This is a genomic window from Nocardioides salarius, from assembly GCF_016907435.1.
Classification (GTDB): domain Bacteria; phylum Actinomycetota; class Actinomycetes; order Propionibacteriales; family Nocardioidaceae; genus Nocardioides; species Nocardioides salarius.
On sequence record NZ_JAFBBZ010000001.1, the window covers coordinates 2,674,907 to 2,700,150 of the forward strand.

Annotated in this window: 26 protein-coding genes; 20 read left to right on the forward strand and 6 right to left on the reverse strand. The window is 74.4% G+C overall.

Annotation, left to right across the window (positions count from 1 at the left end; translation table 11 throughout):
- Position 1: 1 nt before the first annotated feature.
- Together JOE61_RS12850 and JOE61_RS12855 are read right to left on the reverse strand one after the other, a co-directional pair.
- Positions 2–640, reverse strand: coding sequence for a VOC family protein (locus JOE61_RS12850; RefSeq protein ID WP_193668086.1), 639 nt, complete (start codon positions 638–640; stop codon positions 2–4).
- An 85-nt stretch (positions 641–725) separates the two neighbouring features.
- Positions 726–1,511 (reverse strand): DUF3109 family protein, encoded by a 786-nt coding sequence (locus tag JOE61_RS12855; RefSeq protein WP_193668084.1) that lies wholly within the window; start codon positions 1,509–1,511, stop codon positions 726–728.
- A 47-nt stretch (positions 1,512–1,558) separates the two neighbouring features.
- Here JOE61_RS12855 and JOE61_RS12860 point away from each other — a divergent pair, with 47 nt between their 5' ends.
- The 8 genes from JOE61_RS12860 to JOE61_RS12895 all read left to right on the forward strand — a co-directional run bounded on the left by JOE61_RS12860 (position 1,559) and on the right by JOE61_RS12895 (position 8,528).
- Complete coding sequence (locus tag JOE61_RS12860; protein WP_193668082.1) at positions 1,559–2,506, forward strand: Ppx/GppA family phosphatase; 948 nt, start codon at positions 1,559–1,561, stop codon at positions 2,504–2,506.
- Positions 2,507–2,519: 13 nt separating this feature from the next.
- Positions 2,520–3,323, forward strand: a complete 804-nt coding sequence (locus tag JOE61_RS12865) for a sugar phosphate isomerase/epimerase family protein (RefSeq protein WP_193668081.1) — start codon at positions 2,520–2,522, stop codon at positions 3,321–3,323.
- Positions 3,295–4,044, forward strand: coding sequence for an ABC transporter ATP-binding protein (locus tag JOE61_RS12870; RefSeq protein WP_193668080.1), 750 nt, complete (start codon positions 3,295–3,297; stop codon positions 4,042–4,044). Before JOE61_RS12865 ends, JOE61_RS12870 begins: the two co-directional genes overlap by 29 nt.
- Positions 4,041–4,778, forward strand: coding sequence for an ABC transporter permease (locus tag JOE61_RS12875; protein ID WP_193668079.1), 738 nt, complete (start codon positions 4,041–4,043; stop codon positions 4,776–4,778). The genes JOE61_RS12870 and JOE61_RS12875 overlap by 4 nt, the downstream gene beginning before the upstream one ends.
- A 35-nt stretch (positions 4,779–4,813) precedes the next feature.
- A complete protein-coding gene (locus tag JOE61_RS12880) occupies positions 4,814–5,764 on the forward strand; it encodes a proline dehydrogenase family protein (RefSeq protein WP_193668078.1) in 951 nt (316 codons plus the stop codon).
- A gap of 43 nt (positions 5,765–5,807) precedes the next feature.
- Positions 5,808–6,614 (forward strand): pyrroline-5-carboxylate reductase, encoded by an 807-nt coding sequence (gene proC / locus JOE61_RS12885; protein WP_193668077.1) that lies wholly within the window; start codon positions 5,808–5,810, stop codon positions 6,612–6,614.
- Between the two features lie 169 nt (positions 6,615–6,783).
- Positions 6,784–7,524, forward strand: coding sequence for a mycothiol-dependent nitroreductase Rv2466c family protein (locus JOE61_RS12890; protein WP_193668076.1), 741 nt, complete (start codon positions 6,784–6,786; stop codon positions 7,522–7,524).
- A gap of 80 nt (positions 7,525–7,604) precedes the next feature.
- Positions 7,605–8,528 carry a haloalkane dehalogenase gene (locus JOE61_RS12895; protein ID WP_193668075.1) on the forward strand — a complete coding sequence of 308 codons (924 nt, stop codon included), beginning with the start codon at positions 7,605–7,607 and terminating at the stop codon, positions 8,526–8,528.
- Positions 8,529–8,562: 34 nt separating this feature from the next.
- On the opposite strand, the gene trpS is transcribed toward JOE61_RS12895, so the two are convergent.
- Positions 8,563–9,549, reverse strand: coding sequence for a tryptophan--tRNA ligase (gene trpS / locus JOE61_RS12900; protein ID WP_193668074.1), 987 nt, complete (start codon positions 9,547–9,549; stop codon positions 8,563–8,565).
- A 244-nt stretch (positions 9,550–9,793) separates the two neighbouring features.
- Here trpS and JOE61_RS12905 point away from each other — a divergent pair, with 244 nt between their 5' ends.
- The 5 genes from JOE61_RS12905 (at position 9,794) to JOE61_RS12925 (ending at position 13,947) form a co-directional block, all read left to right on the forward strand.
- The gene (locus JOE61_RS12905; RefSeq protein ID WP_307823000.1) at positions 9,794–10,987 is read left to right on the forward strand and encodes an acetoin utilization protein AcuC; all 1,194 of its coding nucleotides are present in this window, start codon (positions 9,794–9,796) and stop codon (positions 10,985–10,987) included.
- 172 nt (positions 10,988–11,159) lie between these two features.
- On the forward strand, positions 11,160–11,366 hold the full coding sequence (locus JOE61_RS12910) for a helix-turn-helix domain-containing protein (RefSeq protein WP_193668073.1): 207 nt from the start codon (positions 11,160–11,162) through the stop codon (positions 11,364–11,366).
- 90 nt (positions 11,367–11,456) lie between these two features.
- Positions 11,457–11,558 carry a 30S ribosomal protein bS22 gene (locus JOE61_RS12915; protein ID WP_008356322.1) on the forward strand — a complete coding sequence of 34 codons (102 nt, stop codon included), beginning with the start codon at positions 11,457–11,459 and terminating at the stop codon, positions 11,556–11,558.
- Positions 11,559–11,645: 87 nt separating this feature from the next.
- Positions 11,646–12,731, forward strand: coding sequence for an NAD-dependent epimerase/dehydratase family protein (locus JOE61_RS12920; RefSeq protein WP_193668072.1), 1,086 nt, complete (start codon positions 11,646–11,648; stop codon positions 12,729–12,731).
- Positions 12,724–13,947, forward strand: coding sequence for a lysophospholipid acyltransferase family protein (locus tag JOE61_RS12925; protein ID WP_193668071.1), 1,224 nt, complete (start codon positions 12,724–12,726; stop codon positions 13,945–13,947). The genes JOE61_RS12920 and JOE61_RS12925 overlap by 8 nt, the downstream gene beginning before the upstream one ends.
- Positions 13,948–14,004: 57 nt before the next feature.
- On the opposite strand, the gene JOE61_RS12930 is transcribed toward JOE61_RS12925, so the two are convergent.
- From JOE61_RS12930 to JOE61_RS12940, 3 genes are all read right to left on the reverse strand, one after another.
- A complete protein-coding gene (locus JOE61_RS12930) occupies positions 14,005–15,228 on the reverse strand; it encodes a DUF5667 domain-containing protein (protein WP_193668070.1) in 1,224 nt (407 codons plus the stop codon).
- Between the two features lie 121 nt (positions 15,229–15,349).
- On the reverse strand, positions 15,350–16,189 hold the full coding sequence (locus tag JOE61_RS12935) for a sigma-70 family RNA polymerase sigma factor (RefSeq protein WP_193668069.1): 840 nt from the start codon (positions 16,187–16,189) through the stop codon (positions 15,350–15,352).
- A 166-nt stretch (positions 16,190–16,355) separates the two neighbouring features.
- Positions 16,356–17,240 (reverse strand): HAD family hydrolase, encoded by an 885-nt coding sequence (locus tag JOE61_RS12940; RefSeq protein WP_193668068.1) that lies wholly within the window; start codon positions 17,238–17,240, stop codon positions 16,356–16,358.
- Positions 17,241–17,372: 132 nt separating this feature from the next.
- On the opposite strand from JOE61_RS12940, the gene JOE61_RS12945 reads away from it, so the two are divergent.
- The 7 genes from JOE61_RS12945 to hemB all read left to right on the forward strand — a co-directional run bounded on the left by JOE61_RS12945 (position 17,373) and on the right by hemB (position 25,226).
- Complete coding sequence (locus tag JOE61_RS12945; RefSeq protein ID WP_193668067.1) at positions 17,373–19,061, forward strand: class I adenylate-forming enzyme family protein; 1,689 nt, start codon at positions 17,373–17,375, stop codon at positions 19,059–19,061.
- The gene (locus tag JOE61_RS12950) at positions 19,058–19,306 is read left to right on the forward strand and encodes a glutaredoxin family protein (protein WP_193668066.1); all 249 of its coding nucleotides are present in this window, start codon (positions 19,058–19,060) and stop codon (positions 19,304–19,306) included. The genes JOE61_RS12945 and JOE61_RS12950 overlap by 4 nt, the downstream gene beginning before the upstream one ends.
- Positions 19,307–19,543: 237 nt before the next feature.
- The gene (locus JOE61_RS12955) at positions 19,544–20,251 is read left to right on the forward strand and encodes a redox-sensing transcriptional repressor Rex (RefSeq protein WP_372440075.1); all 708 of its coding nucleotides are present in this window, start codon (positions 19,544–19,546) and stop codon (positions 20,249–20,251) included.
- Entirely contained in the window at positions 20,248–21,543 is a 1,296-nt protein-coding gene (locus JOE61_RS12960; RefSeq protein WP_193668064.1) for a glutamyl-tRNA reductase, read from the forward strand. Before JOE61_RS12955 ends, JOE61_RS12960 begins: the two co-directional genes overlap by 4 nt.
- 47 nt (positions 21,544–21,590) lie before the next feature.
- On the forward strand, positions 21,591–22,556 hold the full coding sequence (gene hemC / locus JOE61_RS12965) for a hydroxymethylbilane synthase (RefSeq protein ID WP_372440100.1): 966 nt from the start codon (positions 21,591–21,593) through the stop codon (positions 22,554–22,556).
- Complete coding sequence (locus tag JOE61_RS12970) at positions 22,553–24,202, forward strand: bifunctional uroporphyrinogen-III C-methyltransferase/uroporphyrinogen-III synthase (protein ID WP_193668062.1); 1,650 nt, start codon at positions 22,553–22,555, stop codon at positions 24,200–24,202. The genes hemC and JOE61_RS12970 overlap by 4 nt, the downstream gene beginning before the upstream one ends.
- A gap of 19 nt (positions 24,203–24,221) precedes the next feature.
- On the forward strand, positions 24,222–25,226 hold the full coding sequence (gene hemB, locus JOE61_RS12975) for a porphobilinogen synthase (protein ID WP_204797236.1): 1,005 nt from the start codon (positions 24,222–24,224) through the stop codon (positions 25,224–25,226).
- Positions 25,227–25,244: the final 18 nt, after the last annotated feature.

Below are 25,244 nucleotides of genomic sequence, written 5' to 3' on the forward strand. Positions count from 1 at the left end.
TTCAGAGCCGGACCAGGCCGCCGGGGGTCTGGATCTGCACGGCGATCACGCCGGGGGTGCCGTGCGGGGCGACCCACTCGACCTTGACGTCCTCGAGCGGGGCCTCGACCGGCTCGCCGAGCCACTCGCTGACACGCAGCGGGTCGCCGGCGATCTCGAGGCAGGCCAGGGCGTAGGAGTCGTCGGCGCCGTGGCTGGGGTGCAGGTCGGCGGGCACCTCCCACTGCAGGAAGAACGGCAGCTGCGGGTCGGCCATCAGCCCGTTGATCCCGATCTGCTTCCAGCGCAGCTCGGTGCCGTCGGGGCGGTGCCGGCTGCCCTGCGCGGCCTCGCGGCCCAGGCGCTGCTCGGCCACCGAGATGTCGTCGACCGCGACGGCCCAGCCCAGCCAGCCGCCACCGAGCGCCGAGCGGGCGCGCACGGCCTGCCCGAAGGGCGCCTTGTCGGAGGCGGGGTGGTCGAGGACCTCGACGATCTCGAGGTAGGTGTCCTGCGCCAGCGGCAGCACCATGTTGCGGGTGCCGAAGCGCGGGTGGATGCCGCCGTCGGTGAAGTCGCGGCCCAGCAGCCCGCCGATGCGCTGCGCGGTGCTGGCGAGACCGTCGGGGCCGGCGGCGTAGGAGAGGTGGTCCAGGCGCATACCGACGATTGTGAACTCCGCAAGGTCACGGCCCGACGGCGGGGTCGGATCTCTCGACGTCGAGAAGGTCGAGGAGGTCGAGGAGTCAGCGCGGGTCGGCGGGGTGCAGCGCCAGCGCCGAGCGCGAGCGCAGGTGCGCCTCGCAGTGGCGCACCAGCTCGTCGTACGCCGCCGAGCCCATCAGCTCGCGCAGCTCGGCCTCGTTGGTGACGTAGACCGGCTCGACCGCGACGTGCGCCTCGGTGTTGCCCGAGCAGTACCAGTCGAGGTCGTGCCCGCCCGGCCCCCAGCCGCGCCGGTCGTACTCGCCGATGCTGACCTCGGTGTACTCGGTGCCGTCGGTGCGCTCGACCTCGCGGAAGGTGCGGCGGATCGGCAGCTGCCAGCACACGTCGGGCTTGGTCTCGAGGGGGTGCAGCCCCAGGTCGAGCGCCAGGCCGTGCAGGGCGCAGCCGGCCCCACCGGGGCCGGCCTCGGGGTCCTCGGGGGCGAAGCCGGGCCGGTTCTGGAAGACGCAGGCCTGCTGGCCGTCGACCTCGGTGACCCGCGTCTTGCGCGCCCCCTCGTCGTCGAGCTCGACCCAGTCGTCGCGCCCGACGGCGCGGCTCGGGTGCTGCTGCCACTGGTGCGGGGACAGCTGGTCGACGAAGCCCGCGACCCGCTCCTCGTCGGCGTCGTCGGCGAAGTGCGCGCCGAGCGTGCAGCACCCCACGTCGGGGGCGTCGGCGAAGATCCCGGGGCAGCCCTGGCCGAAGATGCAGGTGTAGGACGACGTCAGCCAGGTCAGGTCGCAGCGCAGCACCTCGTCGTGGTCGTCGGGGTTGACGAACTCGACCCAGGCACGGGGGAAGACGAGGTCCACTTCGGGCATCGGGCCACCCTACGTTCCCGGGCGGCCCCGGGGAGTACGTTGGACCCATGCGGCTGGGCGTCCTCGACATCGGCTCGAACACCGGGCACCTGCTGGTGGTCGACGCCCACGGCGGCGCGGCCCCGCTGCCGGCGTACTCCTACAAGGAGCCGCTGCGCCTGGCCGAGCACCTGGTCGAGCACGGCCCCGACGAGGGCGCGGTCTCCGAGGCCGGGGTGCAGGCGCTGACGGCCTTCACCGCCCAGGCGGTCGCGGTCGCCGAGGACAAGGGCTGCGAGGACATGCTGGCCTTCGCCACCTCCGCGGTGCGCGACTCGGCCAACGCCGACGAGGTGCTCGACCACGTCCACGAGCGCACCGGGGTGCGGATCGCGGTGCTCTCGGGCGAGGACGAGGCGCGCCTGACCTTCCTGGCCGTACGCCGCTGGTTCGGCTGGTCGGCCGGGCGGCTGGCGGTCTTCGACATCGGCGGCGGCTCCCTCGAGATCGCCGGCGGGCCCGACGAGGCGCCCGACGTCGCCTGGTCGCTGCCGCTGGGAGCGGCGCGCCTGGCCCGCACCCACTTCGGCTCGGGCGCGCCCGACGACGAGGCCATCCGCGAGCTGCGGCGCCGCATCCGCGCCGAGATCGCCCGCGACGCCGGCCACCTGCTGCGCGCCGGTGCGCCCGACACGGCGGCGGCGAGCTCGAAGACCTTCCGCTCGCTGGCCCGCATCTGCGGCGCGGCCGCGTCGTCGGAGGGCCCGCTCGTGCCGCGGGCACTGCCGCTGGCGGCGCTCTCGGAGTGGATCCCCAAGCTGGTCGCGATGAGCCACGACGAGCTGGCCGCGCTGCCCGGCGTCTCGCCGAGCCGCGCCCACCAGGTGCTGCCCGGCGCGCTGGTGGCCGAGGCCTGCATGGACATCTTCGACCTGGCCGAGCTCGAGATCTGCCCCTGGGCGCTGCGCGAGGGCGTCATCCTCGAGCGCCTCGACCAGCTCAGCGTGCTGGGCTGAGGCAGGAGCGGCCGTGACCACCCGGATCGGGCTGTCCACCTCGTCGGTCTACCCCGAGTCGACCGCGCACGCCTTCGCCCACGCCGCACACCTGGGCTACGACGCCGTCGAGGTGATGGTCGGCATCGACGCGCTGAGCCAGCAGACCTCCGCGGTCCAGCAGCTCTCCGAGCACCACGAGATGCCGGTGTGTGCCGTGCACGCGCCCTGCCTGCTCTTCACCCAGCGGGTGTGGGGCACCGAGCCCTGGGGCAAGCTCGAGCGCTCCGCCGAGATGGCGCACGCGGTGGGGGCCCGCACCGTGGTGGTGCACCCGCCGTTCCGCTGGCAGAAGGACTACGCCCGCGGCTTCGTCGACGGCATCGCCGCCCTCGAGGAGTCGACCGGGCTGTTCTTCGCGGTCGAGAACATGTACCCCTGGCGCGCCCAGGTGACCTCCCGGGCCGCGACCGGCATGGAGATGTACCTGCCCGGCTGGGATCCCTCCACCGAGAGCTACGCGAGCACCACCATCGACCTGTCGCACGCCGCGATCGCCCAGGACGACCCGGTCGAGATGGCCTCGCGGCTGGGGGAGCGGCTGCGCCACGTGCACCTGACCGACGGCACCGGCTCGCCCAAGGACGAGCACCTGGTGCCCGGGCGCGGCGAGATGGACGCCGCCGGCTTCCTGCGCCACCTCGCCGGCAGCGGCTTCGACGGCGACATCGTGCTCGAGATCAACACCCGCCGCTGCAGCTCGCGCGAGGAGCGCGAGGCCGACCTGCGCGAGTCGCTGGAGTTCGCCCGTGAGCACTTCGCGGTCGCGGCCACCTGAGCCCCCGGCCGACGCGCCGGTGGCCGAGCTCGCCGGGGTCGTCGTACGCCGCGGGGGCCGCACCGTGCTGCCCGGCCTCGACGTCCGGATCGGGCACGGCGTGACCGGGCTGCTGGGCCCGTCGGGCTGCGGCAAGACGACGCTGATGCGGGCCCTGGTCGGCAGCCAGGTCGTCACGAGCGGCAGCGTCACCGTGCTCGGCCACCCCGCCGGCAGCGCCCCGGTGCGCGGCCGGGTCGGCTACGCCACCCAGGCCGCCGGGGTCTACGACGACCTCACCGTGGCCCAGAACCTCGCGTTCTTCGCCCGGGTGCTGCGCGCGGGCGGCGCCGAGGTCGACCGGGTGCTCGAGGTCGTCGACCTGCACGAGCAGCGCGGCCAGGTCGTCGGCCGCCTCAGCGGCGGCCAGCGGGGGCGGGTCGGGCTGGCGCTGGCGCTGCTGGGCCGCCCCGAGCTGCTGGTCCTCGACGAGCCGACCGTCGGGCTCGACCCGGTGCTGCGGGCCCGGCTCTGGACCCGCTTCCACGAGCTCGCCGCGGACGGCGCGGCCGTGCTCGTCTCCAGCCACGTGATGGACGAGGCCGAGCGCTGCGACCGGCTGCTGCTGATGCGGGAGGGCCGGGTGGTCGCCGACGGCACCCCCGCCGGGCTGCGCGAGCGCACCGGCGCCGCCAGCGTCGAGGACGCCTTCGTCGCCCTGGTCCGCGGGGAGCAGCCGTGAGCGCCCGCGTCACCGCCGCCGTCGCCGCCCGGGTGCTGACCCAGCTGCGCCACGACCACCGCACCATGGCGATGCTGCTCCTGCTGCCCGCCCTGCTGGTCTCGCTGCTGTGGTGGATGTTCGAGGACGTCGACGCCGGGGCCTTCGACCGCGTCGGCCCCGCGCTGCTGGCGATCTTCCCCTTCACCGTGATGTTCCTGGTCACCAGCGTCACCACGCTGCGCGAGCGCACCAGCGGCACCCTCGAGCGGCTGCTGGTGCTGCCCACCGCGCGCCTCGACCTGCTCGGCGGGTACGCCGCCGCCTTCGGGCTGGTCGCCGTCGTGCAGTCGCTGGTCACGGTGCTGGTCAGCACCACCCTGCTCGGCCTCGAGATCACCGGGCCGGTGTGGATGCTGGTGCTCGTGGCCGTCGTCGACGGGCTGCTGGGCACCGCCCTGGGCCTGTTCGTCAGCGCCTTCGCCCGCAGCGAGTTCCAGGCGGTGCAGTTCATGCCGGCCGTGGTGATCCCCCAGCTGCTGCTCTGCGGGCTCTTCGTGCCCCGCGACGCGCTGCCCCCGGTGCTCGAGACCGTCTCCGACGCGCTGCCGCTGTCCTACGCCGTCGACGCGATGCTCACCCTGTCGGCCTCGACCAGCACCGGGGAGGTCTGGCGCGACCTGGCGGTCGTGGCCGGCTTCGTGGCCGGTGCGCTGGTGCTGGGCGCCGCGACGCTGCGGCGGCGTACCGCCTGAGACACGGGCTGGCGGAGCGACGTAGCCTGCTGCTCATGGCCCTCCTCCGGCAGCCGCTGCTCCTGCTCGCCCGCAGCCAGCAGGTCAAGAACCTCGTCAGCACCCTCCCGGTCTCGGCCGGCATCGTCCGCGGCTACGTGCCCGGCGAGGGCACCGAGGACGCCGTGCGCGCGGCCGGCGAGCTCGCCGCCGACGGCCTGACCGCGACGCTCGACTTCCTCGGCGAGGACACCAGCGACCGGGCGCAGGCCGACGCGACCGTGGCGGCGTACGTCGACGTGCTCGCCGCGCTGTCGGCGAAGGGGCTGGCCTCGGGCACCGAGGTCTCGCTCAAGCTCAGCGCGATCGGGCAGTTCCTGCCCGTCGACGTCGCGCCGGAGGGCGGGCACCGGGTCGCGCTCGAGAACGCGCGCACCATCTGCCGCGCCGCGCGCAACGCCGGCACCACGGTCACCCTCGACATGGAGGACTACACGACCACCGACTCGACGCTGGCGATCCTGCGCGAGCTGCGCAAGGACTTCCCCGAGACCGGGGCGGTGCTGCAGTCCTACCTGCACCGCACCGAGGACGACTGCCGTGAGCTCGCCTACGAGGGCTCGCGGGTGCGGCTGTGCAAGGGCGCCTACGCCCAGCCCGAGTCGGTGGCCTACCAGGACGCCGCCGACGTCGACCGCTCCTACGTGCGCTGCCTCAAGGTGCTGATGGAGGGCCAGGGCTACCCGATGGTCGCCACCCACGACCCCCGCCTGGTCGAGATCGCGACCTCGCTGGCCGGGCGCGCGGCGCGCCCGCAGGGCAGCTACGAGTTCCAGATGCTCTACGGCGTGCGGCCCGACGAGCAGCGCCGGCTGGCGGCCAACGGCGAGCGGGTGCGGGTCTACGTGCCCTACGGCCAGGAGTGGTACGGCTACCTGATGCGCCGCCTGGCCGAGCGTCCGCAGAACCTGGCCTTCTTCGCGCGCTCGCTGGTCTCCAAGAAGTGACTGCTGCCCGCGCCGGACGGCGCGGGCTGGGAGGATGGGCGCCATGACCTCTCAGACAGCGATCCTGGGCGCCGGCGTGATGGGGGAGGCCCTGCTCTCGGGCCTGGTCCGCGCGGGGCGTCGTGTCGACCGGCTGATGGTCGGCGAGAAGCGGCCCGAGCGCGCCCACGAGCTCGAGGAGCGCTACGGCGTCGCCGTGCTCGACAACCGCAGCGCCGCGGCCAAGGCCGACACGGTCGCGCTGGTCGTCAAGCCGCAGGACATGGCCGACCTGCTCGAGGAGATCGCGCCGGTGCTGCGCCCCGGCGTGCTGCTGGTGAGCCTGGCCGCCGGCATCACCACCGCCTACATCGAGTCGCGGGTGCCCGAGGGCGTCGCGGTCGTGCGCGTCATGCCCAACACCCCCGCGCTCGTCGACGAGGGGATGACCGCCATCTCCCCGGGGTCGCACTCCAGCGAGGCCGACCTCGCCGAGGTCGAGACCCTGATGTCGTCGGTCGGCAAGGTGCTGCGCATCCCCGAGCGCCAGCAGGACGCCGTGACGGCGATCAGCGGCTCCGGGCCGGCGTACATCTTCTTCGTCGTGGAGTCGATGATCGAGGCCGGCGTGCACCTGGGCCTGCCCCGCGCCACCGCCACCGACCTGGTCATCCAGACCCTGGTCGGCAGCGGCAAGATGCTGCGCGAGACCGGCACCCACCCCACCGTGCTGCGCGAGCAGGTCACCTCGCCCGGCGGCACCACCGCCTCGGCGCTGCGCGAGCTCGAGGTGCACAAGGTCCGCGCCGCCTTCCTGGCCGCCATGGAGGCCGCCCGCGACCGCTCCCGCGCCCTGGCCCAGGGCTCCTGAGGGTGGGGTGACCGGGGCTTGCATGAGTCCCCGGCCGACCGGGGACTCCTGCACTTGTCAGGGGTTGCAACACCCATCAAGCGCATGAGTCCCCGGCTGGCCGGGGACTCATGCAGTCGCCCCGGACAGGTGGTGGCCGGGCCGGCCGGCGGGCTGGCAGGGTGGGGGCATGAGCGACACAGCGGCGCTGCCGCACGTCCGGTTCTGGTTCGACCCCGTGTGCCCCTTCGCCTGGATGACCAGCAAGTGGGTGCGGATGGTCGCCGAGCAGCGCGGCCACGAGGTGGAGTGGCGCTTCATCTCGCTGCGCCTGCTCAACGCGCACGTCGACTACGACTCCCACTTCCCGCCCGAGTACGAGGCGGGCCACACCGCCGGTCTCCACCTGCTGCGCGTGTGCGCGCGGGCCCGCGACGAGCACGGCCCCGACGCCGTGGCCCGGCTCTACCCCGCGATCACCGCGCGCATCTTCGACGTCGACCCGGGCGAGAGCGGCGGCGGGATGCCCGACGGCGAGCGGGCCCAGGAGCTGCTGCGCGCCGCGCTCGAGGAGGCCGGGCTGCCGGCCGACCTGGCCGCGGCCTACGGCGACGAGTCGTACGACGCCCAGCTGCGGGCCGAGACCGACGAGGCGCTCGCGCTGACCGGCAAGGACGTCGGCACCCCGATCCTGCACATCGCCCCGCCCGAGGGCGCGGCCTTCTTCGGCCCGGTGATCAGCCGGCTGCCCAGCGAGGAGGAGGCCGGCGCGCTGTGGGACCACGTCGTCGGGCTGGCCACCTTCCCCGGCTTCGCCGAGCTCAAGCGCAGCCTGCGCGAGCTGCCCCAGCTGCGCGCCTTCGGGGTCGCCGAGGACGAGGCCGGCGTGCAGGAGGACTGGCACGGCGGCTCGCGCCGCCAGAAGAAGTAGCCCTGCCCCGACCCCTGCCCCGGCCCCTGCCCCGCCCGCCCCGAACCCGTCCGACCCTCCGACCAGATGGAGCGCCACCCGTGAAGACCCTGCGCACCCCCGACGACCGCTTCGCCGACCTGCCCGACTTCCCGTGGCAGCCGTCGTACGCCGAGCTCACGGATCCCGATGGCGGCGAGCCGCTGCGGATGGCCTACCTCGACGTGGGGCCCGCCGAGGGCTTCGACGACGCCCCGGTCGCGCTGCTGCTGCACGGCGAGCCGTCGTGGTCCTTCCTCTACCGCCACGTGATCGGGGTGCTGGCCGCCGCCGGCGTGCGCTGCATCGCCCCCGACCTGATCGGCTTCGGGCGCTCAGACAAGCCGACCCGGCCCGAGGACCACAGCTACGCCCGCCACGTCGAGTGGGTGCGCGAGCTGGTCGTCGACGACCTCGACCTGCACGACGTCACCCTGGTCGGGCAGGACTGGGGCGGGCTGATCGGGCTGCGCCTGGTCGCCGAGAACCCCGACCGCTTCGCCCGCGTCGTGGCCGCCAACACCGGCATGCCCACCGGCGACTTCGACATGCCCGAGATCTGGCACCAGTTCCGCAGGGCCGTCGAGGGCGCCGACCACCTCGACGTGGGCCGCTTCGTGGAGTCCGGCTGCGTGCGCGGGCTCAGCGACGAGGTGCGCGCGGCGTACGACGCGCCGTTCCCCACCCAGGAGATGGTCGCCGGGCCGCGGGCGATGCCCGGCCTGGTGCCGACCAGCACCGACGACCCGGCCACCGAGGCCAACCGGGCGGCCTGGGAGGCGCTGGGGCGCTGGGAGAAGCCGTTCCTGGTGGCGTTCTCCGACTCCGACCCGATCACCGGGGCGATGGCGCCGCTGATGAAGAAGCTGGTGCCCGGCACCCGCGAGGTCGAGCACCCGGTGATCGAGCGCGCCGGGCACTTCCTGCAGGAGGACGCCGGCGCCGAGCTCGGCCACGCGGTGGCCGACTTCATCGCCGCGACCTGACCGCCGCGTCCTGGGCCGGGGTCGCCGCGGCGGGTCACAGCCCCATCGCCGCCTCGGCGGCCGCCAGCACCGGCGCGGTGACCTCGCGGCAGCGCGCCTCCCCGGCGTCGTACGCCGCGCGGAGACGCTCCGGGTGGGCCAGCAGGTCGGCGTGGCGGCGCTGCACCGGTTCGAGCACCCCCACGACGGCGTCGGCGACCGCCCGCTTCAGCGCGCCGTAGGTGCTGATGCCCTCGGCGGAGCCCCCGCAGGCGACGAGCACGTCGAGCAGGTTGGTGACGCCGGGCTTGGTCGCCCGGTCCGCGCGCACCGCGCCCGGCCCGGTGTCGCTGTCGGTGACCGCGCGGGCGACCTTGCGCCGCACCACGACGGGCGGGTCGAGCAGGCCGACCACCCCGGAGAGGTCGGTGCTCGACTTGCTCATCTTCTCGGTGGGCCGCTGCAGGTCCATCACCCGCGCGCCGGCGGGTGCCACCACGATCTCGGGCACGGTGAAGACCTCGCCGTAGGTGCGGTTGAAGCGCACCGCGAGGTCGCGGGCCAGCTCGACGTGCTGGCGCTGGTCGTCGCCCACCGGCACCTGGGTGGGCCGGTAGAGCAGGATGTCGGCGGCCATCAGCACCGGGTAGGTCAGCAGCGCCGCCCGGCTCGAGCCGTCGGTGCGCCGGCGCTGCTTGAACTGGATCATCCGCCCCAGCTCGCCGCTGGAGGCCACGCACTCGAGGAGGTAGGCGAGCTGGCGGTGGGCGGGCACCCGGCTCTGCACGAAGAGGGTGCTGGGTCCGAGCCCCGCCGCGAGGAGCAGCGCGGCCAGGTCACGGGTGCGCTCGCGCAGCAGGCGGGGGTCGTGGCCGTCGGTGAGGGCGTGCAGGTCGCTGACCCCCACGAAGCAGTCGTGGGCGTCCTGGCCCGCGACGAGGGGGCGCAGCGCGCCGAGCAGGTTGCCGAGGGTGGGGCGCCCGCTCGGGGTGACGAGCGAGAGCCGGCGGGGGCCGGTGGCGGTGGTGGGCTGGGTGGACATGTCGTCTCCTGGTGGGTGCGTGCCCACGCGTGGCTGGTCCGCAGAAGACGAACGGCCGCCCGTGGGCGGCCGTGGATGAGGAAGGTGCGCTCGATCGGTGGTCCGCCGTCAGGCGGCCCACCACTGCGAGCACGACGCCGGGCCCGCGGACGGGCTCGGGGCGGGGCTCGGGGTGGTGACCAGCACGTGAGCAGGCTAAGCGTCGGGAGTGGCCGGCGTCACCTGCGGCGGTAGCGTCGGGCCCGTGCTCGCCTGCTCCGGACCCTCGACCGTCGTCTTCGCCCCCCGCCTCACGGAGTACGACTTCGGCGTGGGCCACCCGATGTCGCCGGTGCGGGTGGACCTGACGATGCGCCTGGCCCAGGAGCTCGGCGTCGTGGCCGGCCCCGGTGGCCTGCGGCAGGTGCCGGCGCCGATCGCCTCCGACGACCTGCTGGCCACGGTCCACGAGCCGGCCCTCCTCGAGGCGGTCCAGGACGCCGGACAGCGGGTCCGGCCCCGGCTCGACGTGGGCCTGGGCACCGACGACAACCCCGTCTTCGCCGGCATGCACGAGGCCGGCGCCCACGTCGTGGGTGCCACGGTGGAGGCCTGCCGGCAGGTCTGGAGCGGCGAGTCGCTGCACTCGGCCAACATCACCGGGGGGCTGCACCACGCCATGCCCGACCGGGTCAGCGGGTTCTGCGTCTACAACGACATCGCGGTGGGCATCCGGACCCTGCTCGACCAGGGCGCCGAGCGGGTGGCCTACGTCGACATCGACGTCCACCACGGTGACGGGGTCGAGAAGATCTTCTGGGACGACCCGCGGGTGCTGACGATCTCGCTGCACGAGACCGGGCAGGTCCTCTTCCCCGGCACCGGGTTCCCCCAGGACCTGGGCGGCGCGGGGGCCGAGGGCAGCGCCGTCAACGTGGCGCTGCCGCCCGGCACGTCAGACGGGGGGTGGCTGCGTGCCTTCCACGCCGTGGTCGGGCCGCTGCTGCGGGAGTTCGCCCCCCAGGTGCTGGTCAGCCAGCACGGCTGCGACTCCCACGCCGACGACCCGCTGGCCCACCTGATGCTGTCGGTCGACGGGCAGCGCGCCGCCCACGAGGCCCTGCACGACCTGGCCCACGAGGTCGCCGACGGTCGCTGGGTGGCGCTCGGCGGCGGCGGCTACGAGCTGGCCTCGGTGGTGCCGCGCTCGTGGACCCACCTGCTGGCCTGCGTCGCGGGCACCCCGCTCGACGTGCAGACCGCGACGCCCGGCGCGTGGCAGGAGCACGTGCAGCGGCTGCTGGGCCAGGTGGCCCCCCGCAGGATGACCGACGGCGTGACGCCGGCGTACCGGGACTGGGCGCTGGGCTACGACCCCGACACCTGGCTGGACCGGGCCGTCCAGGCCACCCGCGTGGCCGCCTTCCCGCTGCACGGGCTCGACCCCCAGCCCTGGTGACCAGATGGCCCAGAAGGGTCATTTGCAAGCCGACACGCCGAGTTCTGGTGAGTCACTTGCGATTGCCTCTTCCCCACGAGTCACTCCAGGCCCTATTCTCACCACTGCGTGGCCGTGGAGTCGCCGGCGGGGAAGCCGGCGGACGTGCCACCCAGGAAGTCGGTGCAAGCTCATGGTGACCAGCTCCTCCGGAGACATCTCCGAGGCCAAGTTCCTGACCGTTGCCGAGGTCGCCGCGATGATGCGGGTCTCGAAGATGACGGTCTACCGCCTCGTGCACAACGGCGACCTGCCCGCGGTCCGGGTCGGGCGCTCGTTCCGGGTGCGCGAGGAGGACGCCAACGAGTACATCCGCAAGTCCTTCTACGACGCCGGCTGAGCCGATTCTCCCAGCCCGGCACCGGCCCAGTAGGCTGTCCCGGTCTCTCGCGTCTCTGCGCGGGACCACCAGCTGGGAAAGGAACAACCTGTGGGTTCGGTCATCAAGAAGCGGCGCAAGCGCATGGCCAAGAAGAAGCACCGCAAGCTGCTGAAGAAGACGCGCGTCCAGCGTCGCAAGCTCGGCAAGTAGTCGCGGGCCACCGCGCGGGCCAGGGGCCCGCGCCGGTGGCGCACCACCCAACACGTCGTCGACACTTCTCGAGGATCGGGCGCGCACATGGGCAAGGTCGTCCTGGTGACCGGGGTCTCACGCGACCTCGGGCGTCGGTTCGCGCGCGCCCTGGCCGCCGATCCCGGCGTCGCCCGGGTGATCGGCGTCGACGCGGTCCCGCCGCGCGGCGACATCGGTGAGGTGTCGTTCGTGCGTGCCGACATCCGCACCCCGGTCATCGCGAAGGTGATCGCGAAGGAGGACGTCGACACCGTCGTCCACATGAGCGTCATCGCCACCCCCGGCAGTGCCGGCGGGCGGGGCACGATGAAGGAGCTCAACGTCATCGGGACGATGCAGCTGCTCGCCGCCTGCCAGCGCGCGCCCGGCGTGCGCGACGTGGTGGTCAAGTCGACCACCACCGTCTACGGCGCCAGCAGCCGCGACCCGGCGATGTTCACCGAGGACATGGAGCCGCGCCGCGCGCCGCGCGTCGGCTACGCCAAGGACGTCGCCGAGGTCGAGGGCTACGTGCGCGGCTTCGCGCGCCGACGCGGCGACGTGCGGGTCACCCTGCTGCGCTGCGCCAACGTCGTGGGCCCCCACGTGCAGAGCCCGCTGACCTCCTACCTGCGCCTGCCCGTGGTCCCCACGGTGGCCGGCTACGACCCGCGCCTGCAGCTGCTGCACGAGGACGACCTCTTCGCGGTCCTGCACCACGCGGTCACCCACGAGGTGGCCGGCACCTTCAACGTCGCCGGCGACGGCGTCCTGATGCTCTCGCAGGCGCTGCGCCGGCTGCGCCGCCCGACCCTGGCCCTGCCCGGCTTCGCGGTCGGCTCGCTGGGCTCGGCGCTGCGCTCGGCCCGCGTCGCCGACTTCTCGCCCGAGCAGGTCGCGTTCCTGACCTACGGCCGCGGGGTCGACACCACGCGGATGCGCGAGGAGCTCGGGTTCCACCCGGCACGCACGACCGCCGAGGCGCTCAGCGACTTCGGCGCGACCCTGCCGCGCACGGGCGGGCGGGCCGAGCGGCTGCTCGACGGCCTCGCCGCGGCCTTCCCCGAGCCGGTGGGCGACACCGACCGGCCCGAGGCGCTGCACCCGGTCGACGACGACGCACGACGAGTCCCGGGAGGTCACCATGGGTGACGCCGAGATCATCCCCATCGGCACCCGCGGCCGCCCCGGTCGCGGCGCGGGCACGCAGCCGTCCTCGGCGGCCCGCGGCCTGGCGGGGCCGGGGCGTCGCGCCGGCGCCAAGCCCGGTGCCGACGACCAGCGCCTCACGCCCGACCGCACGGACCCGGCCGGCGAGCAGCCGCCGCAGGACGAGACCACCACCGCGTCCGAGACGCCGGGCGACGAGCCGGCTGCCGAGCGCACCGAGGGCTCGGGCCACGAGCAGCAGGGCGAGGACCGGCCGGCACCGCCGCGGGCCCCGGTCGCCACCGAGGAGCGCCACCCCTCGGCCGGCATCCCGGTCGGGGACTGGCTCTCGGCCTTCCAGCACGCCGCGCGCGAGCTGTTCGGCGAGGAGTGGGAGGGCCAGCTGGCGCGGTTCCTGGCCTTTCTGCGCCGCCGCGTCACCGGCGACTACGTCGTCGACGAGTACGGCTTCGACGCCGAGGTCACCCAGCGCTTCTTCATGGCCGCCCTGCGTCCCATCGCGCAGAAGTGGTTCCGCATCGAGGTCCGCGGGATCGAGAACATCCCCGCCGAGGGCGGCGCGCTCGTCGTCTCCAACCACTCCGGCACCGTGCCCGTCGACGGGCTGATGACCATGGTCTCGATCCACGACCACGCCGAGCGCTTCCTGCGCCCGCTCGGTGCCGACCTGGTCTTCCGCGTGCCCGTGGTCAACGCCCTGGCCCGCAAGGGCGGCGCCACCCTGGCCTGCCAGGAGGACGCCGAGCGGATGCTGCGCGGCGGTGAGCTCGTCGGGGTGTGGCCCGAGGGCTTCAAGGGCATCGGCAAGCCGTACGCCGAGCGCTACAAGCTGCAGCGCTTCGGTCGCGGCGGCTTCGTCTCGGCCGCGCTGCGCACCGGGGTGCCCATCGTGCCGCTGTCGGTGGTCGGCGCCGAGGAGATCTACCCCCTGGTCGGCAACGTGCCCTCGCTGGCGCGGCTGCTCGGGGTGCCCTACATCCCGATCACCCCGCTCTTCCCGCTGCTGGGCCCGCTGGGGCTGGTGCCCCTGCCGTCGAAGTGGCTGCTGGAGTTCGGGGAACCGATCCGCACCGACGAGTTCGAGGACGGCGCGGCCGACGACCCGATGCTCGTCTTCAACGTCACCGACCAGGTGCGCGAGACGATCCAGCAGACGCTCTACACGCTGCTGCGTCAGCGCGAGTCCGTCTTCCGCTGAGCGGGGACCACCGCGCCGGCTCGCGCGAGCGGGTGCTCCGGCGCGGCGCCGCCGGGGTCAGGGAAGCAGCGGGTCGGTGAGGCCCTCGACGAGTCCGGTGACGCCCTCGACGACGTCCTCGACCGTGCCGGAGACCGCGCCACCGCCGCCCTTGCCGCCGCCGCTGCCGGTGGGTGTGCCGGTGCCGGGCAGGTTCTCGGTGAGGCCCGACAGCGGGCCCTGGCCGCTGCCCGAGCCATCGGAGCCGGACGGCCCGCTCGCGCCGGCGCCCTGCGTGGGCGTCGCGCCGGGGGTCGGCAGGGTCACGGTGCCCGGAGGCGTGCTGGTCGAGGGCGCGCCGCCCGCACCGGAACCGTCGCCCTTCTTGCCCGAGCCGGCCTTGCCGGAGCCGTCCTGCGACCCGGTGGCGGCCCGGTCGTCGCCGGCGGGCGGCGTGACGAGGTCGCCCAGCAGGGCCTCGGCGGCGTTGACCAGGAAGGTGGGCACCTGGCCGATCGTGGAGCCGGAGCACGTGGGGCAGAGCTGCTGGGTCGTCTGGTCGATCTCGGCGAGCAGCGTGCCGGCGGTGACCAGGACGTCCTGGGCCGGAGCCGGCAGCACCGCGGAGAGGTCCTCGAGCACGCCCATGCTGTCGACCGTGAACTCCTGCAGCTCCACGATCGTGGTCTCGTCGCCGGTCTCGGCGTAGTCGCCGAGCAGGACCTGGCTGGCCTCGGAGGCCTGCTCGGTGAAGCTGACCAGCGTGCTCTCGATGGCCTCGAGGTCCTGGCCCTCCTCGTCGCGCGAGAGGGCGTCGACCTCGGCGAGGCGCCCGGCGGCGTGGGAGAGCAGGCTCCCGCCGCGGCGCTCGTCGCTGGTGCTGACGCCGGTGGCGACGTTCTCGATGGCGCGCTTGAGCGGGTAGAGCACGTCGCCGGGCAGTGCCGACTGCGAGGCGACCGCCATGGTGCTCGAGGCGCCGACGATGGCCAGGCCACCGACGGCGGCAGCGATCCGACGGTCACGGCGGGTGCGCTGGGGCGCCACGCTCAGGCGGGCCGCGGTCGCGGGCGAGGCCGTCGCGGCGGGGCGCAGCTCGGTGGCCGCGGCGGTCATCAGCTGCTGGCGCAGGTCGGACACGAACTCGGGGCGGGCCTGCGGCTGCGGGCTGGAGCGCAGGGCGCCCACCACGTCGAGGAGGTCGTCGAACCGTGCGTCCTCGACCGGCCGGCCCGCGGCGCGGGCCTCGACCAGTGCGTCGAACTCCTCGGCACGTCGTCGTGCCGCGAACACGGGGCTCATCGGCGGGATCCTTCTCGGTGGTCGGTAGGGAGCGGCGAGACGTCGGGGCGACGTCTCGACACCCGGCTCAACGACCGGTCGCGACGGTTGGTTACGGGCTGTGACGCAGGCGTCATGACGCTCATCGCAGGCCCTCCGGCATCAGCTTGGCGAGGTTGCGGACCCCCCGCAGCTGCAGCTGCTTGATGGCCCCGTCGCTGCGCCCCAGCACGGCGGCCGTCTCGGCGATGCTCATTCCCTGCAGGAAGCGCATCACCAGGCAGTCGCGCTGCTCGTCGGGGAGCTCGGTCAGCGCCTTGAGCAGGATCTCGTTCGTCAGCCCCGCCAGCACCACCGCCTCGGGCCCCTCGGTGGCGTCGTCGTGCTGGCCCATGTCCTCGGTGGTCATCTCGAGGCGGGTCCGCCCGGCCTTGAAGTGGTCGGTGGCCAGGTTGCGGGCGATCGTCATCAGCCAGGCACCGAAGTCCTTGCCCTGCCAGCGGAAGCCCTGCATCGAGCGCAGCGCCCGGAAGAAGGTCTCGGACGTGAGGTCCTCGGCCAGCGTCGCCGAGCGGGTGCGGTGGAACAGGAACCGGTAGACCGAGCCCTGGTAGTGGTCGTAGAGCAGCCCGAAGGCGTCCACGTCGCCCTTGCGGGCCAGCTCGACCAGGGCGATCAGGCGCTGGCGGTCGGTCGCGGACTCCTCCGACGACGTCGCGAGGGCGCTGTCGTCGTAGCCGCCGGGCGTGGCCGGCCCGGCGGGCCCGTCGACCTCCGCGTGCAGGCTGTCGTCGGAGACCGTCTGCAGCAGCAGGTCGAGCAGCCGCGAGGGGGGCGCGCCCGGCGTGGCGGCCGAGGCCAGGGCCGGCGTGAGGGACGGGCCGAGCGAGGAGGTGGCGGCGGTGGCGTCGTCGAGGGCGCGGAGGACGAGTCGGCGCAGGGCGGCGAAGCCGTGCGTCACCTCGTCGGCGTGCCACGCCATCTGCGGAACCCTCCCATGCACGCTCTCTCCCAGAGCGGATTCGAGGGTACGACGGATCGGTGCCGCTGGGAACAGGAACAGTCGTATACCGAAAGAAGTTCCTGGAGCGGCCCGAGGCGCGGGCCGCAGCGGTCCAGACCACCCGCGTCGGCGGGACGCCGCCCGGTCAGCGTCGGCGCGAGCGCAGCGCGACACCGGCCGCCACGGTGCCGCTGAGCGCCCCGGCCGCCGCCCCGACCACCAGCCCGGCGCGGGCGGCCTTGCGCCCGGTGCGGTAGTCGCGGATCCGCCAGCCCGCCTCGCGTGCGTGGGCGCGCAGCCGGGAGTCGGGGTTGATGGCGCAGGGGTCGCCGACCATGCTCAGCATCGGCAGGTCGTTGTAGGAGTCGGAGTAGGCCGAGCAGGCCTGCAGGTCGAGCCCCTCGCGGTCGGCCAGGGCGCGCACCGCCTCGGCCTTCGCGGGGCCGTGCAGCATGTCGCCCACCAGGCGGCCGGTGTAGACGCCGGCGTCGTGCTCGGCCACGGTGCCCATCGCGCCGGTGAGCCCGAGCCGCCGGGCGATGACCTGGGCGATCTCGATGGGCGCGGCGGTGACCAGCCAGACCCGCTGGCCCTGGTCGAGGTGCAGCTGGGCCTGTGCCCGGGTGCCGGGCCAGATCCGGTGGGCCATCGCCTCGTCGAAGATCTCCTCGGTGAGCTCCTGCAGCTCGGCGACGGTGTGCCCGGCGATGAAGCCCAGCGCCGAGGAGCGGGCGTCGGCGACGTGCTCGGGGTCCTCGACCCCCACGACCCGGAAGTAGGCCTGCTTCCAGGCGGCGCCGGCGATCTCGCGGGTGGTGAAGAACTTGCGCCGGTGCAGGCCGCGGGCCAGGTGGAAGATGCTCGCGCCCTGCATGATCGTGTTGTCGACGTCGAAGAAGGCCGCCGAGGTGGGGTCGCTGGGGGTGACCAGCGCCGTCTCGACCTCGGCTGCGGCCGCGGCCGCCTCGCCCGCCAGCGTGGAGCGTTGCTGGAGGTTCGGCAGGGTCCGGCGCTCGGCGGGCGGGGTCACGCCGCCACCCTAGGAGATCGTGGCCCCGGGTCCCAGGGGACCGGCCGCGGCCCGTGGGCCGGGCCCGGCCCCGGGTTCCGCGGGTTCCCCGGGCCGCCTGTCGTGGCGGCGACGATGTGGGAGCATCGCCTGATGGACCACGGCAGCACGCGGGGGCGTCCCGACGACGACGTCGACCAGGTCGCACCGCAGCCCGAGGACCTCAGCGACCTCGTCGTCGCCGCGGCGGCCGAGTCGCCCGACAAGCTCGCCCTGGTCGAGGCCGACGGCCGCAGCGTGACCTGGGCCGAGCTCGAGGACGAGGTGGCGCGGCTGGCTCACGGCCTCTCCGAGGCAGGGGTGGTCGCCGGCTACCGCGTCGTGCTGGCGCTCGAGAACACGATCGAGTTCGTCACCACCTACCTCGCCGTGCTGCGGGTCCACGCCGTGGCCGTGCCGGTGAACCCGCGCTCCACGCCCGGTGAGCTCACGCGGATGCTGGCCGACTCCGGCAGCCGCCTCGTGGTGGCCGGGCCCGCCGCCCTCGACGTCGTACGCCGCGCGGTCACCGACCTCGCGGCCGCTCGGGCCGCGGGCGACGCGGGCGAGGACCTGCCGCCCGAGCTGCTGGCGCGGGCGGCCGAGCCGCGCGTCGTGGTGGTCGGCTCCGAGCCGGGGCCGGGGGAGTGGGCCTTCTCGGCGCTGCGCGCCGACGCGACCCCGGTCGAGGTGCCCCGGGTGCGCGACCGCGAGCGGCTGGCCGTGCTGCTCTACACCTCGGGCACCTCCGGGCACCCGCGCGCGGCGATGCTCAGCCACCGGGCCCTGCTGGCCAACATCGACCAGGTGGGCGCGGTCCGGCCGCCGATGATGCACGGCGACGACGTGGTGCTCGGGGTGCTGCCGCTCTTCCACGTCTACGGGCTCAACGCCGTGCTCGGCAGCGCCCTGCGCCACCGCGCCAAGCTGGTGCTGGTGCGCGAGTACGACCCCGAGACCATCCTCGACGTCGTCGACGACGAGGCGTGCAGCGTGCTGCCGGTGGCGCCCCCGGTCTTCCGGCACTGGCGCGACGAGGAGGCCCTGGCCGAGCGGCTCGGCCCGGTGCGGCTGATCCTGTCGGGCTCCGCCCCGCTCGACCCGGTCTCGGTCGCCCGCTTCAGCGCCGCCACCGGCCTGGTCGTGCACCAGGGCTACGGGCTGACCGAGGCGGCGCCGGTCGTGACCAGCACCCTGTGCGTGGCGGGCCCCGGCGACCCCGGCGAGCCGGCCGCGCCGACCCCGGGCTCGGTCGGCAGCGTGCTGCCCGGCATCGAGGTGCGCCTGGTCGACGAGTCGGGCCGGGCGCCCGAGCCGGGGGACCCGGGCGAGATCCAGGTGCGCGGCGCCAACGTCTTCAGCGGCTACTGGCCCGACGGGTCCGACGGCCCCGACGCCGAGGGCTGGTTCTCGACCGGCGACGTCGGCCTCCTCGACCCGCGCGGCGAGCTCTTCCTGGTCGACCGGGTCAAGGAGCTGGTCATCGTCTCGGGCTTCAACGTCTACCCCAGCGAGGTGGAGGACGTCGTGCGCGAGGTCGCCGCGGTGCGCGAGGCGGCCGTGATCGGGGTCGGCGACGACGAGACCGGCGAGGCGGTGCTGGCCTTCGTGGTCGCCCCGGGCGCCGAGCGCGACGAGGTCGTCGCCGAGGTGCGGGAGCACTGCGCCGAGCGCCTGGCCCGGTTCAAGGTGCCCAGCCGCGTCGAGGTCGTCGACTCGCTGCCGGTGACGGTGACCGGCAAGGTCCGCAAGGGCACGCTGCGCGCCCAGGAGCGCCGGCGCACGGTGGAGCTGCTCTCGTGAGCGCCACCGACCCGCGGGTGCGGCTGCTCACCCGGCCCGGCTGCCACCTGTGCGACGACGCACGCGCGGTCGTGGAGGCGGTCTGCGCCGAGCTGGGCGAGCGCTACGACGAGCTCTCGATCGACGACGACCCCGAGCTGGCCCGTCGCTACGGCGAGGAGATCCCGGTGACCCTCGTCGACGGCCGCCAGCACGACTACTGGCGCGTCGACCCGGTGCGGCTGCGCCGGGCACTGGGCGCCTGACCAGTCCGGACCAGTCCGGAGCAGCCCGGAGCGGCGCTCGCGGCCCCTCGGTGACCGGGCCGCGGAGGTCCGGCGGGGCCGGTGGGGGTGGGGGTTCTCACATGTGCTAGCCCACCTGCCGGACCGGTCCCCGCTCGGTTTGTTCTCGCGTTCACAAACTCCTACAGTGGCGAGGTCGCTCGGACGATCCGGGGCCCCTCGGTCCCCGTCCCGCGGCTGGGCATGGAGAGCACTGAAGTGACCGAACGGACCCCCTCCGAGGCGTCGCGGGACATCCCCGAGGCGACCGTCGCGCGGCTGCCGGTCTACCTGCGAGCCCTCACCGCGCTCTCCGAGGCCGGCACCGCCACCTGCTCCAGCGAGCACCTGGCCACCGCGGCCGGGGTCAACAGCGCCATGCTGCGCAAGGACCTCTCCCACCTCGGCAGCTACGGCACCCGCGGGGTCGGCTACGACGTGGAGTACCTGCGCTACCAGATCGCGCGCGAGATCGGCGTGACCCAGGACTGGCCCGTGGTCATCGTCGGCATCGGCAACCTCGGGCACGCGCTGGCCAACTTCTCCGGCTTCCGCAGCCGCGGCTTCCGGGTGGTGGCCCTGCTCGACGCCGACCCCCGCCGTCACCAGGAGGTCGTGGCCGGCGTCGACGTGCGCCCCTTCTCCGACCTCGAGGCGATCGTGCACGAGCACGGCGTCGCGATCGGCGTGATCTCCACCCCCGCCCCCGCGGCCCAGGACGTCGCCGACCACATGGTGGCCGCCGGCATCCGCAGCATCCTCAACTTCGCCCCGACCGTGCTCGCCGTGCCCCCCGGGGTCGACGTGCGCAAGGTCGACCTGTCCATCGAGCTGCAGATCCTCGCCTACCACGAGCAGCGCAAGGCGCTGGGTGCTGCGGCCGTCGAGCGTCCCGTCGACGGGGCGCTGGAAGGAAGGCCCGCATGAGCGTCCTGGTCGTGGGGCTCTCCCACAACTCCGCCCCCGTCTCCCTGCTCGAGCGCGTCGCCGGCACCGACGACGACAGCGTCGCCAAGCTGGTGGGCGCGGCGTCCGGCGCCGCCCACGTCACCGAGGCCACGGTGATCTCGACGTGCAACCGGCTGGAGATCTACGCCGACGTCGACCGCTTCCACGGCTCGGTGGAGGAGCTCTCGACCCTGCTCGTCGAGCGGGCCGGCGAGAGCACCGAGGCGATGCTGCCGCACCTCTACGTGCACTACGACGACGGCGCGGTCTCACACCTCTTCCAGGTCGCGGCGGGCCTGGACTCGATGGCCGTCGGGGAGGGCCAGATCCTGGGCCAGACCCGTGAGGCGCTGCGACTGGGCCAGGAGCTCGGCACGGTCGGGCCGGCCCTCAACAGCCTCTTCCAGCAGGCGCTGCGCGTCGGGAAGCGCTCCCGCGCCGAGACCGACATCGACCGGGCCGCCCCGTCGCTGATCGCCTCCGCGCTGCGCCGCGCCAGCAGCACCCTGGGCGACGTCGCCGGTCGCCGCGTCGCCGTGCTCGGCGCCGGGTCGATGGCCGGGCTCGCCACCGCGACCCTGGCCCGCCACGGCGCCGCCGACATCGTCGTGCTCAACCGCACCGCCGAGCGCGCCGAGCGGCTGGCCCGCGAGTACGGCGCCCGCACGGCCCCCGTGGCCCGCCTCGCCGACGAGGTCGGCGAGGTCGACCTGCTGGTCACCTGCACCGGCGCCACCGGCGTCCAGGTCGGGGCGGCGATGCTCGAGGAGACGATGGGCGGTCGCCCGCTCACCATCATCGACCTGGCCCTGCCCCACGACGTCGACCCGGCCGCCGCCGAGGTCGAGGGCATCACCCTGATCAACCTCGCGGCGCTGGCCAGCGAAGTCGACGACACCGAGGCCGGCACCGAGGTGCGCGCGGTGCGCGACATCGTCACCGAGGAGGTCGCCGCCTTCCTGACCGCGCGGCGCCAGGCCAGCGTGACCCCGACCGTGGTCGCGCTGCGCTCGATGGCCACCGGCGTCGTCGACGCCGAGATGTCGCGCCTCGAGAGCCGGCTGCCCGAGCTCGACCAGGCCGCGCGGGCCGAGGTGCTGCACACCGTGCGGCGCGTCGCCGACAAGCTGCTGCACGAGCCGACGGTGCGGGTGCGCGAGCTGGCCAACGAGACCGGCGCCGTGTCGTACGCCGCCGCGCTGGCCGAGCTCTTCGCGCTCGATCCCGAGGCGGTCTCCGCCGTGACCAGGCCGGAGGGACTCTCCTCATGACCGGTCCCACGCACCCCACCGCCGACAGCACCGTCGATCCCGCCGCCCTGCCGCCCGTGCGGGTGGGCACCCGCCGCTCGAGGCTGGCCACCACCCAGTCCGGCCACGTCGCCGAGATGATCCGCCAGCGGCTGGGCCGCGAGGCGGTGCTGGTCGAGGTGACCACCGACGGCGACCGCAGCCAGGCCGCCGGCACCTCGCTGGTCGGCTCCTCCTCCACGGGCGTCTTCGTCAGCGCGCTGCGCGACGCGCTGCTGAGCGGCGAGGTCGACGTGGCGGTGCACTCGCTCAAGGACGTGCCGACCTACCCGGCCGAGGGGATCGTGGTGGCGGCCGTGCCGCTGCGCGAGGACCCGCGCGACGTCGTCGTCGCCCGCGACGGGCTGACCCTGGGCGAGCTGCCGGCCGGCTCGGTGGTCGGCACCGGCTCGCCGCGCCGCGCCGCCCAGCTGCACGCCCTCGGTCTCGGTTTGGAGGTGGTGGGCGTTCGTGGCAACGTCGACACCCGGATCGGCAAGGTCCGCAGCGGCGCCTACGACGCCGTCGTGCTGGCTCGGGCCGGCCTGTCCCGCATCGACCGGCTCGCGGAGGTCACCGAGGTGCTCGACCCGCTGCAGGTGCTGCCCGCTCCCGGGCAGGGTGCGCTCGCCGTCGAGTGCCGGGCCGGCGACGAGCTCGCCGCCCAGCTCGCGGTGCTCGAGGACGCCCCGACCCGCGCGGCCGTCGACGCCGAGCGGGCGGTGCTGGCGACGCTCGAGGGCGGCTGCTCGGCCCCCATCGGGGCGCTGGCGGAGGTCGTCGAGGGCGAGGACGACGAAGAGCTCTGGGTGAGGGCCGTGGCGCTCTCGCCCGACGGGACGCTCACGGTGCGGATGTCCGCCACCGGGAGCCCCGCCGACGCCGTGGGCGTCGGGACCCGGTTGGGAGCAGAGATGCTCGCCGACGGGGCAGGACAGCTGGGCCAGCCAGGTCCAGCAGCCACCACCGAAGCAGACAAGGTGCGAGAAGCATGACGCGAGGCAAGACCACGACCGAGTCGAACGAGCGAGCACGCGGCTGGGTGTCGTTCGTCGGCAGCGGCCCCGGCGACCCCGACCTGATGACCCTGCGCGCGGTCGAGCTGCTGCGCCAGGCCGAGGTGGTCGTCACCGAGTCGCCCGAGCACGTGGAGCTGGTCTCCCGGCTTCTCGGGACCGGCGTCGCGGAGGCCGCACCCGGCACCCCCGAGGTCGTCGACGGCGGCTTCGGCGAGGACGGGCAGCCGCTGACGCACGCCGCGCGCGCCAAGGTGGTGCTCAAGCACGCCAAGAAGGGCCGCCGCGTGGTCCGCCTGATGACCGGCGACCCCTTCCTCTACGCCTCCGGGCCCGAGGAGGCCCAGGCGTGCGCCAAGGCCGGCCTCGGCTTCGAGATCGTGCCCGGCGTCTCCTCGGTCGGCGCCGTCCCGGCGTACGCCGGCATCCCGCTGACCACCAAGGACCACCGCGAGGTCGCGGTCGTGACCTGCGACGGCACCGTCGACTGGAGCCGGTACGCCGACGACCGCACCCTGGTGCTGCTCTCCGGGGTGGGCCAGGTCGCCGAGATCGCCAAGGCGCTCGTCTCGGCCGGCCGCTCGCCGGCCACCCCGGTCGCGATGACCCGGGTCGGCACCACCACCGAGCAGGCCACCGTCACCTCCACGCTCGCCGACATCGGCGCCGACGCCCGCGCCGCCCGGATGGCGCCCCCGGCGGTCGTCGTGGTCGGCAAGGTCGTCGACCTGCGCGAGACCCTGTCGTGGTTCGAGACCAAGCCGCTCTTCGGCTGGCGGGTGCTGGTGCCGCGCACCAAGGACCAGGCCGGCCCGCTGACCACCCGCCTGCGCGGCTACGGCGCGGTGCCCGAGGAGGTCCCCACGATCTCCGTCGAGCCGCCCCGCAACCCCCAGCAGATGGACAAGGCCGTGCGCGGCCTCGTCGAGGGCCGCTACGAGTGGATCGCCTTCACCTCCGTCAACGCGGTCAAGGCCGTGCGCGAGAAGTTCGAGGAGTACGGGCTCGACGCCCGCGCCTTCTCGGGGCTCAAGATCGCCGCGGTCGGCGACAAGACCGCCGGCGCCATCGCCGACTGGGGCCTGCGCGCCGACCTGGTGCCCTCGGGCGAGCAGTCCGCCGCCGGCCTGCTGGCCGACTGGCCCGAGTACGACGACGTGCTCGACCCGATCAACCGGGTCTTCCTGCCGCGCGCCGACATCGCGACCGAGAACCTGGTCGCCGGCCTGGTCGACCTGGGCTGGGAGTGCGACGACGTCACCGCCTACCGCACCGTGCGCGCCACCCCGCCGCCGGCGCCCACGCGCGACGCCATCAAGTCGGGCAAGTTCGACGCGGTCGTCTTCACCTCCTCCTCCACCGTGCGCAACCTGGTCGGGATCGCGGGCAAGCCGCACCCCTCCACCGTGATCGCGGTGATCGGTCCGGCCACGGCCAAGACCGCCGAGGAGCACGGCCTGCGCGTCGACGTGCTCTCGCCCAAGCCCGACGTCGAGGTGCTCGTCGACGCCCTCGCCGACTTCGGTGCCGCCCGCCGGCTCGCGCTGCTCGAGGAGGGCCAGCCGGTCACCAGGCCCTCCGAGCGCAAGCCCGCGGCCCGGCGCCGCGCGACCTCGCGGTCCTGAGCGGGTCGGGGGAGCCACGATGAGCACCGAGGGAGTCGAGGGCGCGGTGGCCGGGCCGGTCGTGCGGCCCCGCCGGCTGCGCACCACCCCGGCCATGCGCCGGATGGTCGCCGAGACCCAGGTGGCCCCGCGCCAGCTGGTGCTGCCGCTCTTCGTGCGCGAGGGGCTCAGCGAGCCGCAGCCGATCTCCTCCATGCCCGGGGTCGTGCAGCACACCCGCTCGAGCCTGCTCGCCGCGGTCGCCGAGGCGGCCGAGCTCGGGCTGGGCGGGGTGATGCTCTTCGGCATCCCCGAGACCCGCGACGCGACCGGCTCGGCCGGCATCGACCCCGCCGGCATCCTCAACCTCGCCATCACCGACGTGGTGGGCGAAGTCGGCGACGCGCTGACGGTGATGAGCGACCTGTGCCTCGACGAGTTCACCGACCACGGACACTGCGGCCTGCTGACCCCCGACGGCCGGGTCGACAACGACCGCACGCTCGCGGCGTACGCCGAGATGGCGCGCGCGCAGGCCCACGCCGGCGTCGACATGGTCGGGCCCAGCGGGATGATGGACGGCCAGGTCGCGGTGGTGCGCGAGGCGCTCGACGCCGCCGAGCACAGCGACGTCTCGATCCTGGCCTACTCCGCGAAGTACGCCTCGGCGTTCTACGGCCCGTTCCGCGAGGCGGTCGACTCGTGCCTCGAGGGCGACCGGCGCACCTACCAGCAGGACCCCGCCAACGCGGTGGAGGGCGTGCGCGAGGCGCTGCTCGACGTCGCCGAGGGCGCCGACGTGGTGATGGTCAAGCCGGCCCTGGCCTACCTCGACGTGGTGCGCCGGGTGCGCGACGCCGTCGACGTGCCGGTGGCCGCCTACAACATCTCCGGCGAGTACGCCATGGTCGAGGCCGCGGCCGCGAACGGCTGGATCGACCGCGAGGCCGCGATCCTCGAGACGCTCGGCTCGATCCACCGCGCCGGCGCCGACGTCATCCTGACCTACTGGGCGGCCGAGGCCGCCCGGCTGCTGCGCGCCTGAGCGCTCGGGCGCGAGCGC

What these genes read in the sequence shown, in the direction of transcription:
- JOE61_RS12930 (WP_193668070.1), bottom strand. Translation starts at nt 15,228, where the DNA reads ATGAGCCCCGTGTTCGCGGCACGACGACGTGCCGAGGAGTTCGACGCA.
- JOE61_RS12860 (WP_193668082.1), top strand. Translation starts at nt 1,559, where the DNA reads ATGCGGCTGGGCGTCCTCGACATCGGCTCGAACACCGGGCACCTGCTG.
- hemB (WP_204797236.1), top strand. Translation starts at nt 24,222, where the DNA reads ATGAGCACCGAGGGAGTCGAGGGCGCGGTGGCCGGGCCGGTCGTGCGG.
- JOE61_RS12945 (WP_193668067.1), top strand. Translation starts at nt 17,373, where the DNA reads ATGGACCACGGCAGCACGCGGGGGCGTCCCGACGACGACGTCGACCAG.
- JOE61_RS12910 (WP_193668073.1), top strand. Translation starts at nt 11,160, where the DNA reads ATGGTGACCAGCTCCTCCGGAGACATCTCCGAGGCCAAGTTCCTGACC.
- JOE61_RS12970 (WP_193668062.1), top strand. Translation starts at nt 22,553, where the DNA reads ATGACGCGAGGCAAGACCACGACCGAGTCGAACGAGCGAGCACGCGGC.
- JOE61_RS12920 (WP_193668072.1), top strand. Translation starts at nt 11,646, where the DNA reads ATGGGCAAGGTCGTCCTGGTGACCGGGGTCTCACGCGACCTCGGGCGT.
- JOE61_RS12890 (WP_193668076.1), top strand. Translation starts at nt 6,784, where the DNA reads ATGAGCGACACAGCGGCGCTGCCGCACGTCCGGTTCTGGTTCGACCCC.
- JOE61_RS12855 (WP_193668084.1), bottom strand. Translation starts at nt 1,511, where the DNA reads ATGCCCGAAGTGGACCTCGTCTTCCCCCGTGCCTGGGTCGAGTTCGTC.
- JOE61_RS12850 (WP_193668086.1), bottom strand. Translation starts at nt 640, where the DNA reads ATGCGCCTGGACCACCTCTCCTACGCCGCCGGCCCCGACGGTCTCGCC.
- JOE61_RS12880 (WP_193668078.1), top strand. Translation starts at nt 4,814, where the DNA reads ATGGCCCTCCTCCGGCAGCCGCTGCTCCTGCTCGCCCGCAGCCAGCAG.
- JOE61_RS12925 (WP_193668071.1), top strand. Translation starts at nt 12,724, where the DNA reads ATGGGTGACGCCGAGATCATCCCCATCGGCACCCGCGGCCGCCCCGGT.
- proC (WP_193668077.1), top strand. Translation starts at nt 5,808, where the DNA reads ATGACCTCTCAGACAGCGATCCTGGGCGCCGGCGTGATGGGGGAGGCC.
- trpS (WP_193668074.1), bottom strand. Translation starts at nt 9,549, where the DNA reads ATGTCCACCCAGCCCACCACCGCCACCGGCCCCCGCCGGCTCTCGCTC.
- JOE61_RS12960 (WP_193668064.1), top strand. Translation starts at nt 20,248, where the DNA reads ATGAGCGTCCTGGTCGTGGGGCTCTCCCACAACTCCGCCCCCGTCTCC.
- JOE61_RS12935 (WP_193668069.1), bottom strand. Translation starts at nt 16,189, where the DNA reads ATGGCGTGGCACGCCGACGAGGTGACGCACGGCTTCGCCGCCCTGCGC.